This window comes from Bariatricus sp. TF06-38A, assembly GCF_027690675.1.
In the GTDB taxonomy this organism is placed as follows: Bacteria; Bacillota; Clostridia; order Lachnospirales; family Lachnospiraceae; genus Allocoprococcus; species Allocoprococcus comes.
Window position 1 is genome coordinate 15038 of sequence record NZ_JAQFCE010000015.1, and the last position, 15190, is coordinate 30227.

General features: G+C 49.5%; 16 protein-coding genes. 10 read left to right on the forward strand and 6 right to left on the reverse strand.

The features are described from left to right. Window positions 1–389: 389 nt before the first annotated feature. From PG418_RS11795 to PG418_RS11810, 4 genes are all read right to left on the reverse strand, one after another. Window positions 390–722, reverse strand: coding sequence for a DUF6050 family protein (locus PG418_RS11795; protein ID WP_498837440.1), 333 nt, complete (start codon window positions 720–722; stop codon window positions 390–392). Between the two features lie 71 nt (window positions 723–793). Next, window positions 794–2137 (reverse strand): relaxase/mobilization nuclease domain-containing protein, encoded by a 1344-nt coding sequence (locus PG418_RS11800; protein WP_498837441.1) that lies wholly within the window; start codon window positions 2135–2137, stop codon window positions 794–796. Then, complete coding sequence (locus PG418_RS11805) at window positions 2098–2427, reverse strand: MobC family plasmid mobilization relaxosome protein (protein ID WP_071143469.1); 330 nt, start codon at window positions 2425–2427, stop codon at window positions 2098–2100. Before PG418_RS11805 ends, PG418_RS11800 begins: the two co-directional genes overlap by 40 nt. A gap of 268 nt (window positions 2428–2695) precedes the next feature. Further along, window positions 2696–3688, reverse strand: coding sequence for an AraC family transcriptional regulator (locus PG418_RS11810; RefSeq protein ID WP_412305054.1), 993 nt, complete (start codon window positions 3686–3688; stop codon window positions 2696–2698). A 205-nt stretch (window positions 3689–3893) separates the two neighbouring features. Here PG418_RS11810 and PG418_RS11815 point away from each other — a divergent pair, with 205 nt between their 5' ends. The 6 genes from PG418_RS11815 to PG418_RS11840 are packed head-to-tail and all read left to right on the forward strand — an operon-like array spanning window position 3894 to window position 10579. Beyond that, a complete protein-coding gene (locus PG418_RS11815; RefSeq protein ID WP_040462692.1) occupies window positions 3894–4478 on the forward strand; it encodes an MptD family putative ECF transporter S component in 585 nt (194 codons plus the stop codon). Further along, window positions 4475–5218, forward strand: a complete 744-nt coding sequence (locus PG418_RS11820) for an energy-coupling factor transporter transmembrane component T (RefSeq protein WP_244139670.1) — start codon at window positions 4475–4477, stop codon at window positions 5216–5218. Before PG418_RS11815 ends, PG418_RS11820 begins: the two co-directional genes overlap by 4 nt. Window positions 5219–5230: 12 nt before the next feature. Continuing rightward, window positions 5231–6703 carry an ABC transporter ATP-binding protein gene (locus PG418_RS11825; protein WP_498837442.1) on the forward strand — a complete coding sequence of 491 codons (1473 nt, stop codon included), beginning with the start codon at window positions 5231–5233 and terminating at the stop codon, window positions 6701–6703. Next, a complete protein-coding gene (locus tag PG418_RS11830; protein WP_498837443.1) occupies window positions 6700–8445 on the forward strand; it encodes an ABC transporter ATP-binding protein in 1746 nt (581 codons plus the stop codon). Before PG418_RS11825 ends, PG418_RS11830 begins: the two co-directional genes overlap by 4 nt. Before the next feature lie 14 nt (window positions 8446–8459). After that, window positions 8460–10196 carry an ABC transporter ATP-binding protein gene (locus PG418_RS11835; protein WP_498837444.1) on the forward strand — a complete coding sequence of 579 codons (1737 nt, stop codon included), beginning with the start codon at window positions 8460–8462 and terminating at the stop codon, window positions 10194–10196. 11 nt (window positions 10197–10207) lie between these two features. Continuing rightward, complete coding sequence (locus PG418_RS11840; protein WP_296037107.1) at window positions 10208–10579, forward strand: metal-dependent transcriptional regulator; 372 nt, start codon at window positions 10208–10210, stop codon at window positions 10577–10579. Between the two features lie 61 nt (window positions 10580–10640). Here PG418_RS11840 and PG418_RS11845 read toward each other — a convergent pair whose 3' ends face one another. Then, window positions 10641–10937, reverse strand: a complete 297-nt coding sequence (locus tag PG418_RS11845) for a helix-turn-helix transcriptional regulator (RefSeq protein WP_498837445.1) — start codon at window positions 10935–10937, stop codon at window positions 10641–10643. A gap of 399 nt (window positions 10938–11336) precedes the next feature. Between PG418_RS11845 and PG418_RS11850 the strand changes: the two genes are divergently transcribed. The 4 genes from PG418_RS11850 to PG418_RS11865 all read left to right on the forward strand — a co-directional run bounded on the left by PG418_RS11850 (window position 11337) and on the right by PG418_RS11865 (window position 14252). Then, entirely contained in the window at window positions 11337–11885 is a 549-nt protein-coding gene (locus PG418_RS11850; RefSeq protein ID WP_498837446.1) for a sigma-70 family RNA polymerase sigma factor, read from the forward strand. Continuing rightward, window positions 11878–12120: a helix-turn-helix domain-containing protein gene (locus tag PG418_RS11855; RefSeq protein WP_498837447.1), complete on the forward strand. Its 243-nt coding sequence runs from the start codon at window positions 11878–11880 to the stop codon at window positions 12118–12120. Before PG418_RS11850 ends, PG418_RS11855 begins: the two co-directional genes overlap by 8 nt. Before the next feature lie 510 nt (window positions 12121–12630). Further along, window positions 12631–12837, forward strand: a complete 207-nt coding sequence (locus PG418_RS11860; RefSeq protein WP_005541444.1) for a helix-turn-helix domain-containing protein — start codon at window positions 12631–12633, stop codon at window positions 12835–12837. 20 nt (window positions 12838–12857) lie between these two features. Beyond that, window positions 12858–14252: a site-specific integrase gene (locus tag PG418_RS11865; protein WP_187115995.1), complete on the forward strand. Its 1395-nt coding sequence runs from the start codon at window positions 12858–12860 to the stop codon at window positions 14250–14252. 628 nt (window positions 14253–14880) lie between these two features. On the opposite strand, the gene PG418_RS11870 is transcribed toward PG418_RS11865, so the two are convergent. Further along, window positions 14881–15186: a hypothetical protein gene (locus PG418_RS11870; RefSeq protein WP_002304425.1), complete on the reverse strand. Its 306-nt coding sequence runs from the start codon at window positions 15184–15186 to the stop codon at window positions 14881–14883. Between the last annotated feature and the right edge of the window lie 4 nt (window positions 15187–15190).

Here is a 15190-nt window from a genome sequence, read left to right on the forward strand (position 1 = left end):
ACATAGAGAAAATGGCTCGATTTCAAACACTTTCTGATACACAAAACGGGAGTACAGCTTTTCGGTTCATCCGATTGGCTGTACTCCCGCTTTTTCTTTTTTCTATCATCAAATTACTTTAACACGGTTCTGTTGTTTGAACAGGGGTACAAATTGTACCTCCGTTGAAAAGGAATTTCCATAGTATTTTCTCATTAGGATTGGATAGGAAAGGATGGATAGCCGCCGCAGTAGGCGTTGTGGGAATGTGTGTAAACTGCCAGGATTGTGAGGCTGTGGGAAAGCTGTTTGCAGACTTGTGGGAAAAGGCTTGTCTTTTTCCATCAGGTTGTGAATGCCTTTTCCAACGGCACGAGCGGCAGTTTTCCATATTTCCATGACGCAAAAAATCATCCAACGATCAGCCGGTACACCGTCAGCGGCACATACCACACCGCCACGATCAGCCGCCATGCCAGGACGAAACCACCAATCACGCCGCCGATAATGAAGTTCAACGCGAACAGGGCAACCCCTCCGCCCAGGGTGTCGCCGCCCGGCACGATCCAGAGGCACATCCGATGGAGACCAAACGGCAGCCCGCAGAGTATCCCGAGCCATACATAGTCAAGCTCTCCGTTCTTCACGCAGGCGGATTTGAAGATACAATACAGGATCAGTGCCATGGTCACGGGCAATACGCTTTTGAAGAAAAATGCTTTGATTGCTTCGCTTCTTGTCATCGGTAAAACCTCCTTCCGCAGTTCCATTATACAGGATGCCGGGAGCTGCGCCCAGCGTCTCTCAAAGAAATTTATTCCAGTTCATGCCGCCGCTGTTGTTCCTGTTCCTTTGCAACGGTCAGCAGCGCATCCACATTTTGCTTAACGGTCTCGTATTTCTGGGCTTCGGCTCTTGCGGCTTTATATTCAGCAAGGAGCCGTTCCTTTTCTGCGTTAAGATTGGCAAGCTCCGTTTTCATGCTTTCCGTTGTCGGCAGCGGCACAGTCCCCAGCCGTTTTAATTCTCTGGCGGCCGCTTCAAAAAGGATGATCTCGCTCTCATGCCCCCGCAGGAACTTTTCTTTATCATTCGATTTACGGTATCTGTCATAAAGAGGCTTTAGCTGACGGTAAGTTCCGGCGTGCTTCATCACAAGGGTAAGTTCGGCACTTCTGCTTTCTATCCGCTTGATCTCTGCATGAGAGGTATCCCTGCGTGCGGATACTGCGGTCAGTTTGCTTTCCAGTTCTCCATAACTGCTTATCCCGTGTTCGGTCAGGAAATTCATGGTCTTGGCGGCCTGTTTCAGATTGTTCAGTTTCGCCCAATGGGTGAAGCCTGCACTCTGTTGCGCCTTGATGTTGTTCTGAATATCAATGAGCAGGCTGATCTTTCCGTCCTGCTGTTTCGGCTGGCGGGAAGGTCTGGCGCGTCCGGCGATCCGGGCAGCAAGGGCTTCTTCGGTGTAGTCTGCACCCAGGGTTTTCAGACGGGTGAATCGTTCCTGATCCGGCGCTCTGGCGGAGATATACTTGCCGCGCTTGATCTCATAACCTTCCCTCTGCAGGCGGCAAAGCAGTTCTTCCAGGTTGGAACAGGCTGGCAGGAGCCGGTCGATGGCCGCTTTCAGCTTTGCCTTATAGCTGGTGCCGTTCTGCGTAGCCTGATGTTCAATATAGCTCTTGCCCTTGTCCTGTCCTGGGATGATGACAGACAGACCGTGTTCCTTGCAAAGCCGGTCGGAGGTACGGCGGATATAGTGATAACTCCGCTTGTTGGAATGATAATGCTTGTGATCCGCAAAGCTGACCGCATTGAAAATCAGGTGGTTATGAACATGATCTTTGTCTATGTGGGTGGTAAGGACAAACTCATACTTGCCGCCCAGGATTTCTTTTGCGAGCTCCATGCCGATCTCATGGGCCTGTTCCGGCGTGACCTCCCCAGGCTGAAAGGCTTGGATCAGATGGCGGCCCAGGTTCGTTCCCTTGTCGATGGCATGGCGGCGGGTCCAGGCAAATTCGATATCCGCAGTTTCGGCGGCACAGCCATAGGAAGAAACAAGCAGCTTTCCGTCCGTCTTTTCCGGGTTGCAGATATAGTCAATGGCTGCTTTCAGCGTTGACTTGATAGGATGTGTCTTTGTAACTGCCATATCTCGTCCAGCCTTTCCCGTATCTCGTCCATGTCGGCCTGATACGCAGGACCTCCGGCGTTGATCCGCTTGGCGATCTGGTTGATGTTCCGCCCGATGGCGGAAAGCTCTTTGGTAAATGCCTTGATATCTGCGGTGTCCGTATAGATGATATACCCGTCAATCGCCATCTTACGGAGGTAGGCGCCATATCTGCGTGTGGGTAACTGACTCATTTTTTCGTCTATGAGCCGTTTTTCATCCTCCGTAACATAGAATTTCATTTGGATATTCCGCTTTCGGTTTGCCATGCGCCGCCTCCGTTCTTTATAAGGGTTTGGGACTATCCCAACAAGCAATTTTGAATTTTCGGGCAAGGGACCTGAAAATCTCAAAATTTGCAAGCGGGTACTCGCTTGCTGTGCTTGCTATCGAAACCCTACCTTCTATTTCTCCCTCTACTAATACTACAATTTGAAGGTGGGAAAATGGCTGTATCCATAAAGAAAAACAAAAAAACCACGACTGAACCTCTGTTATGGAGTGTTCTGCCGTGGCTTTTTCTTGTTCCGTAGTATTTCAACTTTTCTCTAAAGTTTTCGCTCGTCTGTATTCCAGTGGGGACAGACCAAATTGCTTTTTGAATACCGAAGCAAATTTGCTCTGGTTTATATATCCAACCTGCTCCGCTGCCTCTGCTACAGACAGCTTTGTGGTAGAAAGTAATTCTGCGGCTTTTTTCATACGGGTTTCACGCAGATACACGGAGATGTTCTGTCCAAAAACTCCCCGGAAATAGTTTTTCAGGCTGGTTTCACTGATGGAAAACTGTGCAGCCAGTTCCCACGCAGGATGGTGCTGGCGCAGATCAGAAGTGATGATTTTTTCCACACGCTTTGCAATATCTACCTGTGTTTCTGTGAAGAATGTACAGGCTTGAGAAGGCGGTATTTCTTTCAGATTCTGGAGCAGCGAAAAAAGCGCCAGGGTATAGATTTTCATTTGCATAATGGAAAGCGGCACAGAGATATCCAACAAGGACCACAGTTTTTTTAGTATTTCTTCTATTTCGGGAGAAATGGCCGAGATATAAGTGCTTCCAGCCGGGCAGTAAAGCTCTCTGATTTTGTGGAAATCAATATCAAATTCCGTTTGTATCCAGGTACTTTGCTCTGCTGCGGCATCCATATCAATAAAAAACTCCATACCTTCATAAATTCGGCGGGGATAAACATATTGCTGTCTGGCAAAGCGTTCTGTCAGAGATATTTCACCGTCTTTCACATACACAAAGTTTCCGTTATTCAGAATGAGCTCACACCGCCCGGTTACGCAGTAATTTAAGAGCAGCGGGCCTGTTTCTATGGAGCCATTATCACGAAAGTCCGGAGCTGCCCATGTGGGTGAATTTATAAAAATATAGGCTAAGGTGAGTCCGGGAAACAATGGGAAAAAGGTCATAGCGCCTTTTCCATCTTTCTCTTTTAAGATGAGCTCGGCGCTATATTCACTGCGTTTTATGGATATACCGGGGACTTCAATGCTTTTCTTAATGATTTCATCTATCTTCATTTCATAACTCCTACTATTCGGTTTTTTGGCGGGTCTGCTTGAATTGGTAATTCTATTATAAAAGCAGGAACCCAGCCGGTCAACCTTAAAACTCGTTGCTGTTTGGAGCTAAAAAGACGATTGGTTGTAGAGAACTGTGTCGTACTATGGTATCTTATAGAGAGGTTAGTAAATGCTAACCAGCAAATGAATGGAGGTATTCGTTATGAATAACAAGTTACAAACAAAAGACCTGATTAACCTCGGTCTGTTCACGGTTCTTTACTTTGTCATCGGGTGCTGTGTTGCTATTCCCATTGGGTTTGTTCCGATCTTTCTTCCTGTCCTCGGAAGTCTGTGGTCGCTGATTACCGGCATCCCTTTCATGCTGTTCCTCACCAGGGTTAAGAAATTCGGCATGGTTACAATCATGGGCGTTTTGAGCGGCCTGCTGATGGGGCTTACCGGCATGGGTTTCTGGGGTGTGCCTATGGGGCTGATTTTCGGCTTGCTTGGAGACCTGATTTTGAAATCCGGCGATTATAAAAGTGCAAAGAAAAGTATTCTTGGTTATGCAGTATTCAGTCTGTGGATGGTCGGTACATACATCCCCATGTATTTTATGGTCGAAGACTCCTGGGCCAGCTTTGCCGCCAGTTTCGGTGAGGAATACGCCGATCGGGTAATGGCGGTCATGCCGATGTGGAGCATTATCCTTGTGGTTGCCGGGATTTTTGTCTTTGCCATTTTGGGCGGTCTGCTTGGAAAAGCACTCCTGAAAAAACACTTTGCGAAAGCGGGAATTGCATGATGGAGGGGGTATCCTTCTCTGCCACAACGGACAATCGCAGAGGGATTCGGCTTGATCCGCGCACGAAGTTGATTTTGCTGCTGACGGTTACTACATTGATGTTCAGCACCAGCAACGAAGGGATTATGAATTTTATAAAACCTGTGTTAAGCCTGATCCCCTTTGTGCTGATCCTGTCGGAACGCCGCTTCAAAACGGCAGGCAAGTATCTGTTTTTATATCTTGCCTGTTTTGTATTGGAACGCATAGCTCTGACGACATTAAGTGGTCTGTTGTCCTTTGTGGTTTTGGCAATTACATCCATTATGACGCGGTTTGCCCCAGGCATTATGACGGGGGCCTATCTGCTTTCTTCAACCTCAGTCAGTGAGTTTATCGGTTCTATGGAACGTATGCACCTGACAGAAAAAATTATAATTCCTATGTCTGTTATTTTTCGTTTCTTCCCCACAATCAGCGAAGAATACCAGGCAATCCGGGACGCAATGAAAATGAGAGGCATACGATTTGGTGGGAAAAACCCATTTTTAATGGTGGAATACCGTCTTGTACCGCTGATGGTGTCCGTTGTAAAAATTGGGGATGAACTTTCCGCCGCTGCACTGACGCGGGGGCTTGGCGCTCCGGTCAAACGGACCAACGTATGTCAGATTGGTTTTCATATTCAGGACATGATTGCTGTTCTGCTCTGTGCTTTATGTTTTGCGCTGTTTTTGATGGGACAGTATTTTGCTTTTTAAGGGGGTGAGCTTATGATAAAGATTGACCATATTTCATTTTCCTATGGAGAAGAAAACGAAAATACCGGGGGCGTCCGGGATATTGATCTAAATATAGAAGATGGTCAGTTTGTTGTCCTCTGCGGTGAAAGCGGGTGTGGAAAGACCACGATTACCCGCCTGATTAACGGGTTGATCCCTCATTATTATGAGGGACAGATGGCGGGAGAAGTATGGGTAAATGGGGAAAAGGTTTCCGAGCAGCCTCTTTACGATACAGCCGCAGTTGTAGGCAGTGTGTTTCAAAACCCCCGGTCCCAGTTTTTCAATGTGGATACAACCAGTGAAATTACATTTGGCTGCGAAAATCTTGGACAGCCAGAAAAAGACATCCGAGAACGGTTTGCAAAAACGGTTCGGGATTTCCGGCTGGAGAAGCTGATGGATCGTAATATCTTTCACTTATCCGGTGGAGAGAAACAAAAAATTGCCTGTGCCGGAGTATCCATTATGGAACCGGATGTTCTCGTTATGGACGAACCCTCGTCCAATTTGGATGCAGCGTCCATCCTTGATTTGAGAAAGATTCTTGCGTTCTGGAAGTCGCAGGGGAAAACAATTATTGTATCGGAACACCGGCTTTATTATCTCCGTGGTCTGGCGGATCGGTTTATTTACCTGGCAGAGGGGCAGGTGAGCCGTGATTATTCTGCGGCAGAATTTGAGCAGCTCACGGAGCAGCAGCGATCTAATATGGGACTGCGCACATTTGCTTTAGAGCGTCTCCTGCCTCCGGTTCTACCGCAGCAGGAAAAGACTGCCCTTGCGCTCCATAATTTCCGCTTTGCCTATAAAAATGAACCGGAAACCTTACATATCATGGATTGTGAAATTCCCACAAACCGAATTGTTGGGATTATTGGGAATAACGGTGCCGGTAAATCCACATTCTCTCGCTGTTTCTGCGGCTTGGAGAAGCGCTGTGGGGAGATTGTCTGGAACGGAAGAAAATACCGTCCGAAAGACCGGCTGAGTACCTGCTATATGGTCATGCAGGAGGTAAATCATCAGCTTTTTACCGAGTCGGTTCTTGATGAAGTGCTGATTAGTATGGAGGAAGAAAACCAGGAGCGGGCAGAGGAAATCCTGAACCGGTTAGATTTGCTGGCTTTTAAGGACAGGCATCCCATGTCCCTTTCCGGCGGCCAAAAACAGCGGGTAGCGATTGCCTCGGCAATCGCTTCTAAACGCTCTATCTTATTTTTTGATGAACCGACCAGCGGCCTTGATTATAAACACATGAAAGAGGTTGCAAATGTCCTGCGACAAGTCAGGGACACGGGTATTACCGTGTATGTCATTACTCATGATCTTGAGTTGATATTAGACTGTTGTACGGATATTGTCCATTTTGAGAACGGTTCCATCATTGACCAATTCAAAATGGATGAGGCGGGTCTTGAAAAAATCAGAAACTATTTCATAAAGGGGGTATCTGTAAAATGAAGGAGGAAAAGAAGGAGTCACCCATAGGCATCTTATGGGGATGGGGCAAACCCTATCACGGGAAATTCATCGGCAGCATTGCCCTTGCGGTATTAGGCGTAGCCTGCCAGATGGTGCCTTATTTCTGTGTAGCTCATATTGTTACGCTGATGTTGTCCGGGGATCAGAATTTTTCGCACTATACAGCAGCTTGTGTTATTGCGCTTTGCGGTTATTTGGGAAAAGTCATATTCTCAAATCTTTCCACAACAATTTCTCACACAGCGACCTATTACACGCTGCGTGATCTGCGGGAGAATATCACCGCAAAGCTGGCTCGCGTCCCGATGGGGACGATTTTAGATACTCCGTCCGGCCAGTATAAAACGACGATTGTTGACCGGGTAGAAGGGATGGAGCCAACCTTCGCACACCTGATCCCGGAAATGACTGCAAATGTGCTGGTGCCTTTGGTAATTGTCGTGTATCTATTCGTCATGGACTGGCGCATGGCTCTCCTGTCCCTTGTCACGCTGGTGGTGGGCCTTGCTGTTATGTCTGCTGGCATGAAGAACTATCCCGTTAAGTGGGAGGGCGCGGTTAAAGCGGGAAAGCAGATGGCAAACGCCATTGTAGAGTACATTGGTGGGATTGAGGTAGTCAAAGCATTTAGTCAATCCGCCGGTTCCTACAAAAAATATTCTGACGCAGTAAACTACAATGCCAACTACTATGTGGACTGGATGAGAGAAAACCAGAAAACCATGAGCGCCTACAACGCCATTTTGCCCTCGGTGTTGATCTGTGTGCTACCCTGCGGCTTCGCGTTCTGGCTCTCCGGTAGCCTGGAACTTTCCACTTTCCTGTCTATCGTAATTTTCTCGCTGGGCCTTGTTGGGCCGATTATCGCGGCCTTTACCTTTACGGACGATTTGGCCGTATTGGGGACAAATGTGGAAGAAATCAGCCAGCTTTTGAACGCTGAAGAACTGAACCATAAGGATACGCCGGTCAAGCTGGCAGACACCGGCATTTCTCTTAGGTCTGTGTCTTTTTCCTATGACGGGACAACAGAGGTTTTGCATGATGTGAATCTCGCCATCCACCCCGGAACTATGACCGCCCTTGTAGGGCCGTCCGGCTCCGGCAAGTCTACGGTGGCGAAGCTGATTGCCGGGTATTGGGATGTTACATCCGGCAGCATTACCCTAGGCGGCCATGAGCTGAAGGATATGCCGCTGTCTGAAATTGCAGACCAGATTTCCTATGTATCTCAGGACAACTACCTGTTTAACCGCAGTATCCGGGAGAATATCCGCATGGGAAGACCCAGTGCCACGGACGCAGAGGTGGAGCAGGCAGCCAAACAAAGCGGCTGCGACGCCTTTATCCGCAAGCTGGATAATGGCTATGATACGGTTGTCGGCAGTGCCGGTTCCCATCTTTCCGGCGGTGAACGCCAGCGGATTGCCATCGCCCGCTCCATGCTGAAAAATGCGCCGGTTGTCATTTTGGACGAGGCAACTGCCTATATCGACCCAGAGAATGAGGCGCTGGTGCAGAAAGCCATTTCCACTTTAACTGTCGGCAAGACCCTGATTGTGATCGCACACCGGCTGTCTACCATTGTTGGCGCAGATAACATCGTTGTGGTGAAGGATGGAACCATCCACGCACAGGGTACGCATGAGAAGCTGCTGGAAACCTGCCCCCTCTACCGGGATATGTGGCAGGCGCACATCGGCGCGAAAGACCAGATGTAAGGGGGTGTTGTCAGATGTATGGAACATTGAAAAAAATCTTTGCTTTTGCAGGCAGCAAAAAGGGGCTTCTAAAAAAATCCCTGTTATTCTCATTCCTGTCCGGGCTGTTTTCAGCCATGCAGTTTGCCGCCCTCTTTGTAGTGATCGGCGCGTTAGTATCTGACAACCGGGACGGAAAGTTTATCTGCATTTCGCTGGGAATTATGGCCGTTTCCCTCATTGGGCGTATCATCACGACCTATTTTTCCACGATGGAGCAGACGGAAACCGGCTATTGCATGGTGGCGGAAAAGCGTATCCACATCGGAGATCGGCTGCGCTACATCCCGATGGGCTACTTCAACAAGAATAGTATCGGGAATATTACCGCCATTGTCACAACAACTTTGGGTGATGTAGAGAACTCAGCAGCTCGTGTTCTGGTGTCAGTGCTGGGCGGTTTTTTCAACTCGGTTGCCCTCGTCATCGTCCTGTTGGTATTTGACTGGCGGATCGGTCTTGTGGCCGCTGCCGGTGTCCTGATTTACCTTGCGGCGGCGGAACTGGCGCTTCGCAAATCTGCCGCGCTCAGCGGGGTACGCCAGCACACACAGGAGTCCCTTGTAGAGTCCGTGTTGGAGTACATTCAGGGCATGGGGATTGTTAAAGCATTTGGACTGGAACGGGACAGCACGCAGTCTATTGGCAGTGCAATTAAGGCGAGCTGCCGGGACAACCTGAAACTGACAAAGGCCAGTGTTCCCTATGACGCCATCAAACAGGCCGTTGTCCGGGTGTTCAGCGTCCTGCTGCTTTTGGCCTCGGTCTGGTTCTGGCTGGACGGCTCCCTGCCGCTGGCCTATGGCCTGATTTTGGTAATTGCTTCTTTCATGGTGTTCAACGATTTGGAGAACGCCGGGAATATGGCCTCTTTGCTGCAAATGTTGGCGGCCTCGATGGATACGGCAAACTCCATTGATGACACGCCGGTAATGGATGAAAAAGGCGTTGACATTACGCCGGAGTCCAGTGAGATCGTGTTTGACAAGGTGGATTTTTCTTACGCAGACCGCAAAATACTGGATCAAGTCAGCTTTACCATCCCGGAAAAGACAACAACGGCGATAGTCGGCCCCTCTGGCGCTGGCAAAACAACTATGTGCAATCTGATTGCCCGCTTTTGGGATGTGAATGCCGGGAAGATTACTATAGGCGGTACGGATGTACGAGATTTCAAGCTGGACAGCCTGATGAAGAATATCTCGATGGTGTTCCAGAGCGTATACCTCTTTGCAGATACGATTGAGAACAATATCAAGTTTGGCTGCCCGGACGCCACCCATGAACAAGTGGTTGAAGCGGCGAAAAAGGCTTGCTGCCATGACTTTATTTCTGCCCTGCCGGATGGCTATGACACCGTGATTGGCGAGGGAGGCGGTACTTTGTCCGGCGGCGAGAAACAGCGGATTTCCATCGCCCGCGCCATGCTGAAGGACGCACCTATCATCATTTTGGACGAGGCAACAAGCAGCATTGACCCGGAGAATGAGGATGAATTGCAGCGGGCTATCGAGGCATTGACCCATGACAAGACCATCATCATGATTGCCCACCGTCTGAAAACCGTCCGCAACGCCGATCAGATCCTTGTACTGGACAACGCTCATATCGTCCAGCGCGGCACTCATGCGGAGCTGATCCAGCAAAAGGGCCTGTATGCCGATTTTGTATCGGCCAGACAGGAGGCCATCGGCTGGAAGCTGGCTCAGTAAAGGAGGTTCAGATGAAACTTCATGCGTCCGGGGAGGACTACCTGGAAACCATCCTTGTTCTCCAAAAGAAACGCAGTATGGTGCGCTCCGTAGATGTGGCCCGGCACATGGAGGTGTCAAAGCCCAGTGTGTGCCATGCGGTGGCGACCCTGCGGGACGGGGGCTTCCTGACAATGGACAGCGACTATTTCCTGCACCTGACCGACGTGGGCCGGGAAGTGGCGGAGCAAATCTACGAAAAGCACCTCTTCTTTACCGACCGGCTGATCGAGGCTGGAGTAGACCCTGTAGCGGCGGAAAAGGACGCCTGCCGGATGGAGCATGTCATCAGCCAGGAGTCCTTCGAGCATCTGAAAAATGCTTACAAAACAAAAGAAGAATAAACTGCCCGCATAGCAAACGGGTGAAACAGTAACGCGGCCGGGCACATCGAACCCGACCGCGTTACTCGTCTTTCTGGAAGGCTTCCGCCTGTTTGCAGAGCGCGATAAATTTTTCGATCTCTGCTTCGCTTTTCCCGGCAAAGAAGTCCACGACTGTTTTCGAGACTGTCTGATTTACCATTTCCGGGAAGATAGCGGCGTCCACGCTGATATTCAGTTCTTTGGCGACAAGGACCACCGTTTCAAATTTCGGATTACTCTGGCAGGTCTCCAAATCTATGATCGTGCGGGGGTTCATACCGAGGCGTTCAGCTAACTGCTTCTGCGTCAGATGCTGGCGCTTCCGTTCTGACCGCACCTTCCATGCAAATAGATCCAGCGGATTGTTCACTACACATCACCTCTACATCATTGTAGGGTGTGCTTCCGCTCATATAAATAACCATACAGCTCATGCAAAGTGAGTTATAACTCATATTTCGGAGTAAAGGGGGATATGGATGAGAGCGCCAACACAAAGGAGGTCAAAATAAGGCGGGGTTTACCGTTTGTACGGCGGACGCCCATGCCACTACGAAAAATATTCCAATAACGCAGCAGCGAGCCATGCTCATGAAAGTGAGTTATGGCTCGCTTTTTATATACTGTGGCTCATATCTCACAAAACCCGTTTCTTTGAGCGCCTGGGCGTGGGCTGCCGCTCCCCGCCCCGTTTCGTTCTGGCCTGTCACCCCGAACGAAACGAAAGGAGCCAATTATGAGCGGCAAAAAATTTTTTCAGATAGATCCCGAAAACCGGCCAAGCCAGACCACTCGTGAACGAGTAGTGAGCGAAAGGGGAAGAAAAGAACTGCCTCCCGGCACGAAGGGAGGTGAGAACTTGAAACCTGACCGCCACTACGAGCACAAGCAGTACGCCTTTGACAGCTACTGCAAGAAGGTGCTGAAATGCGAGGCGTGCAACGGCTATCGCCAGATCAGCCGGCACCAGAAGCGTTTCACATCTTTGGAAGAACTGTCCGAGGCAGAAATGGCCCAGCTTGCGGTATATGACCGCTACCCGTGGGAATACACGACCTTCCCTGTGGGAGGGGCCGTGATCCTGATCGAGGACGACGGGCTGGCCGAGGCGCTTCTGGGGCTGTCCCAGGAGGACCGGGAAATCTTTATGATGCACTGGTTCCTGCGGATGACCGACGCACAGATCGCCAGGTACATAAACATGCCCCGCCGGACGGTCAATACCCGCAGGCATAAAGCCTATCGGCTGCTGACAGAGCTGATGGGAGGTGAAGCGGATGACTAAATCTGCGTGCACGCGGGCATCGCTGATCCCTTACCCGGTGATCGCCGCCGCTGTCGGAGGCGACCCCGAAGCGGTGAACCGGGTAGTCCGGCATTACTCCGGCTACATTGCCGCGCTGTCTACACGGACGAGCTATGGCCCTGACGGCTATCCCCGTACCCAGGTGGACGAAGATCTGCGCGGTCGGCTGGAAGCAAAGCTGATTATTTCCATTCTGGATTTTGACCTGAGCTGATCCAGGACCGGGCGCTGCGTGTTCCCCTTTCCACGCGGCGTCCCGTTATAGCTCCTTGACAAAGAAAGCCCGGCGGGAGACCTCCGGCGCAGCATAAGGCAGACGGATACGATCTGTCTGTGTGGAGCCGGTCGGCCGGTGCGCCATGACCCTGTTGCAAGTCCGCAGGACGGGACCCCTGCTAAACAGGAGAGCGACAAAAACGGGCCGTAAAACAGGTGTGGCAGCCTGTGGGCGATGATATGCAGGCAGGATAATGATACTCGCGCATTGAACGCCCACAAAGCATTGTGCGCCGCACCCATCAGCATGGGCCGGGGTTAGACTCCCGTGGAGCTGTGCCAGCAGCCGTCCGTAAGCCTACTTTTCTTTTTTGAAAGTTTATGGATAGATCGTAAACTTTTCAATTAGCAGCAGACAAACACGGAACAGCACGGTAAAATAATGGTGGAAGTTATATTACCCACACATATTCGTGCTGTTTCTTTTCATAACTGAAAGGGGGTTCTCATGTCTCAAACATGGAACGGCACGAAGAAAGAAACCCCTGAAAGAAGGACATATACGGTTGACGATATTGCTCAAATCCTGGGCATTGGAAGAACTTCCGCATATATCCTTGTAAAAGAAGGGCACTTCAAAATCGTGCGAATTGGTAACGCCATACGCATTTCCAAGCGGTCATTTGACGAGTGGCTTGACTCCCTCGACCTGTGATCCAAGAAAGGAAGAACGATATGGCATCTATAATCAAGCGAAAGAAAAACTATTCCGTTGTTTACAACTATGTGGACGAAAACGGAGAAACCAAACAGAAGTGGGAAACCTGGCATACCCACAAAGAGGCCTTAAAGCGCAAGGCGGAAATCGAAAATCAGCAGCACACGGGAACTTTTCTCCCACCAAGCAATCAGACGATCACCGAGTTCCTTTATGACTTCGTATCTCTTTACGGAGAAAAGAAATGGGGCGTGTCTATGTATGACGGCCAAACGGCACTGATTGCGAACTATATCAATCCGATCATCGGTGATATGGAGGTACAGGCGGTTACTCCCCGTGCGGTTGACGGTTATATCCAAACCTTACAGAAAACCAAGTCGGTGTCTACCAAGACCCGAAAGGCCGTTACCACCTATGTCAGCGACAAGACCATTGAAAAGATCATCAAGCTCCTGCGGTGTGCGTTTAAGCAGGCGGTACGATGGGAAATCATTGCAAGAAATCCCTTTGACAATGTGATCCTCCCGAAAACGGAGTATGCGAAACGGGATATCTGGACAGCGGATATGATTCGTCTTGCCCTGGACAAATGCACGGACAGCAAGCTCTATGTAGCAATGAACCTTTCCTTTGCATGCTCTCTGCGTATGGGTGAAATCCTGGGTCTGACCTGGGAGAACGTCCATATCTCCGATGAAGATATTGCGGCGGATAACGCCTATGTCTACATCGACAAGGAGCTGACGAGGGCTTCCAAACGGGCGATTGAAACGCTGGGTGAGAAGGATATCTACTACATCTTCACTCCGCTCATGCCGAACACCAGCACAAGAATTATTCTGAAAAAGCCGAAAACTGATTCCAGCATCCGTAAGGTATGGCTGCCGAAAACGCTGGCCTACATCCTGCGGGAATGGAAGAAGTCACAGGACGAGCTGAAAGGCTTCCTGGGCGACGAGTATCAGGACTTCGATCTGGTGGTGGCACTTCCCAATGGACGGCCCTGCGAGGATCGTATCATCCTCAAAGAATTTGCAAAGCTCCGTGAGGACGCAGGGCTGCCAAAGGTGGTCTTTCATTCTCTCCGTCATTCCAGTACCACCTACAAATTGAAACTCAACCACGGCGATCTGAAAGCCACCCAGGGCGATACGGGCCATGCCGAGATCGACATGATAACCAGTATCTATGCTCACATTCTGGACGAGGATAGAAAGGTCAATGCTCAGAAATTCGAGACTGCCTTCTATGCCAAGCCTGATCTTCGCAATGTCCGTCCGCCGGAGGAACCGGCAAAATCGGAGCCTGCGACCCTGGACCTTGAAAGCCTTGTGGAGCAGCTTCAGAAGTCGCCGGAGCTGGCGAGTGCGCTCGCAGCCCTGATAGCGGCGCAAGCCCCGGCAAAGTGATCCGAAAAATCGAATTAGCAAAACGTAGAATTTTCTTAGCAAATTTCTGAAAAGCGTTCGAGTCCAATTAGCAAATATACATCATGCGGCGTATAAAAATCTCTCGGTAACAGAAGCAAAATTGCCGGGAGAAGGAGGAACAAAAAAACGCTGCAAACCCTGAAAAAAGGCTTGCAGCGGTGCTTTCTGGCGTCCCAGAGAGGATTTGAACCTCCGACCCCACGCTTAGGAGTAGACCCGATACGACATCGGGAAGTGGCATCTAATGCTTAAAAATGCTTGGAAATACAAGGTTTTTCAGCATTTCAAATCCCATCTGATACTACGCTGTGATAGCTAATTCAGAGGGATTTTACACCGTCCGATTGGCTCGAAATTAGCAAGTCTTTCGATTTTTGGTGGACGTTGCAAGTGCAAGTAAATGTCACTATGTAACTTCTCGTGATGCGAAATGATAGGAAATCCTATTCATTCTCGTGTGAGGGTGCGGGTGTCCTTAGACACAGATTTCAGTCTGTTTTATATATCATTTCAAAATGAATTTTTCAACCAGAATTATTAAGAATTTCAAAGGTTTTTCAGACTCAATGATTCTATGTAATTTAGACCCGCCGAAGCAGGTCTTTTTTTATTTCAGCATAATCTCTCTATCCTCAGCGCCGAGCATATAAGCACCCTTGGCAAAAGCATCCCTTGCAAGAAGCTCTGCTACATCAACCCTATCGAACAGCATCCATATTTCTTTCTCTTTCGGAGTCAGTTCATGGCTATGGTCAAACAAATGCTCAAGTCCCAATCCTTCAAGCAATGCCGACTTTGCTGCTTTGTATTCCTCAGCTCTGCCAACATATTCGTCGTTCCTTTCCTTGGAAAATGCCTCGATATTGTCAGCTCTCAGATGCTCGTAATACTCGTCCATAAAGATTCTATCCATACTC

Excerpts from the sequence above, each read along its gene's own strand:
- PG418_RS11825 (WP_498837442.1), top strand. The coding sequence starts at position 5,231 with ATGATAAAGATTGACCATATTTCATTTTCCTATGGAGAAGAAAACGAA.
- PG418_RS11815 (WP_040462692.1), top strand. The coding sequence starts at position 3,894 with ATGAATAACAAGTTACAAACAAAAGACCTGATTAACCTCGGTCTGTTC.
- PG418_RS11865 (WP_187115995.1), top strand. The coding sequence starts at position 12,858 with ATGGCATCTATAATCAAGCGAAAGAAAAACTATTCCGTTGTTTACAAC.
- PG418_RS11820 (WP_244139670.1), top strand. The coding sequence starts at position 4,475 with ATGATGGAGGGGGTATCCTTCTCTGCCACAACGGACAATCGCAGAGGG.
- PG418_RS11860 (WP_005541444.1), top strand. The coding sequence starts at position 12,631 with ATGTCTCAAACATGGAACGGCACGAAGAAAGAAACCCCTGAAAGAAGG.
- PG418_RS11850 (WP_498837446.1), top strand. The coding sequence starts at position 11,337 with ATGAGCGGCAAAAAATTTTTTCAGATAGATCCCGAAAACCGGCCAAGC.
- PG418_RS11805 (WP_071143469.1), bottom strand. The coding sequence starts at position 2,427 with ATGGCAAACCGAAAGCGGAATATCCAAATGAAATTCTATGTTACGGAG.
- PG418_RS11835 (WP_498837444.1), top strand. The coding sequence starts at position 8,460 with ATGTATGGAACATTGAAAAAAATCTTTGCTTTTGCAGGCAGCAAAAAG.
- PG418_RS11795 (WP_498837440.1), bottom strand. The coding sequence starts at position 722 with ATGACAAGAAGCGAAGCAATCAAAGCATTTTTCTTCAAAAGCGTATTG.
- PG418_RS11800 (WP_498837441.1), bottom strand. The coding sequence starts at position 2,137 with ATGGCAGTTACAAAGACACATCCTATCAAGTCAACGCTGAAAGCAGCC.
- PG418_RS11840 (WP_296037107.1), top strand. The coding sequence starts at position 10,208 with ATGAAACTTCATGCGTCCGGGGAGGACTACCTGGAAACCATCCTTGTT.
- PG418_RS11810 (WP_412305054.1), bottom strand. The coding sequence starts at position 3,688 with ATGAAGATAGATGAAATCATTAAGAAAAGCATTGAAGTCCCCGGTATA.
- PG418_RS11855 (WP_498837447.1), top strand. The coding sequence starts at position 11,878 with ATGACTAAATCTGCGTGCACGCGGGCATCGCTGATCCCTTACCCGGTG.
- PG418_RS11870 (WP_002304425.1), bottom strand. The coding sequence starts at position 15,186 with ATGGATAGAATCTTTATGGACGAGTATTACGAGCATCTGAGAGCTGAC.
- PG418_RS11830 (WP_498837443.1), top strand. The coding sequence starts at position 6,700 with ATGAAGGAGGAAAAGAAGGAGTCACCCATAGGCATCTTATGGGGATGG.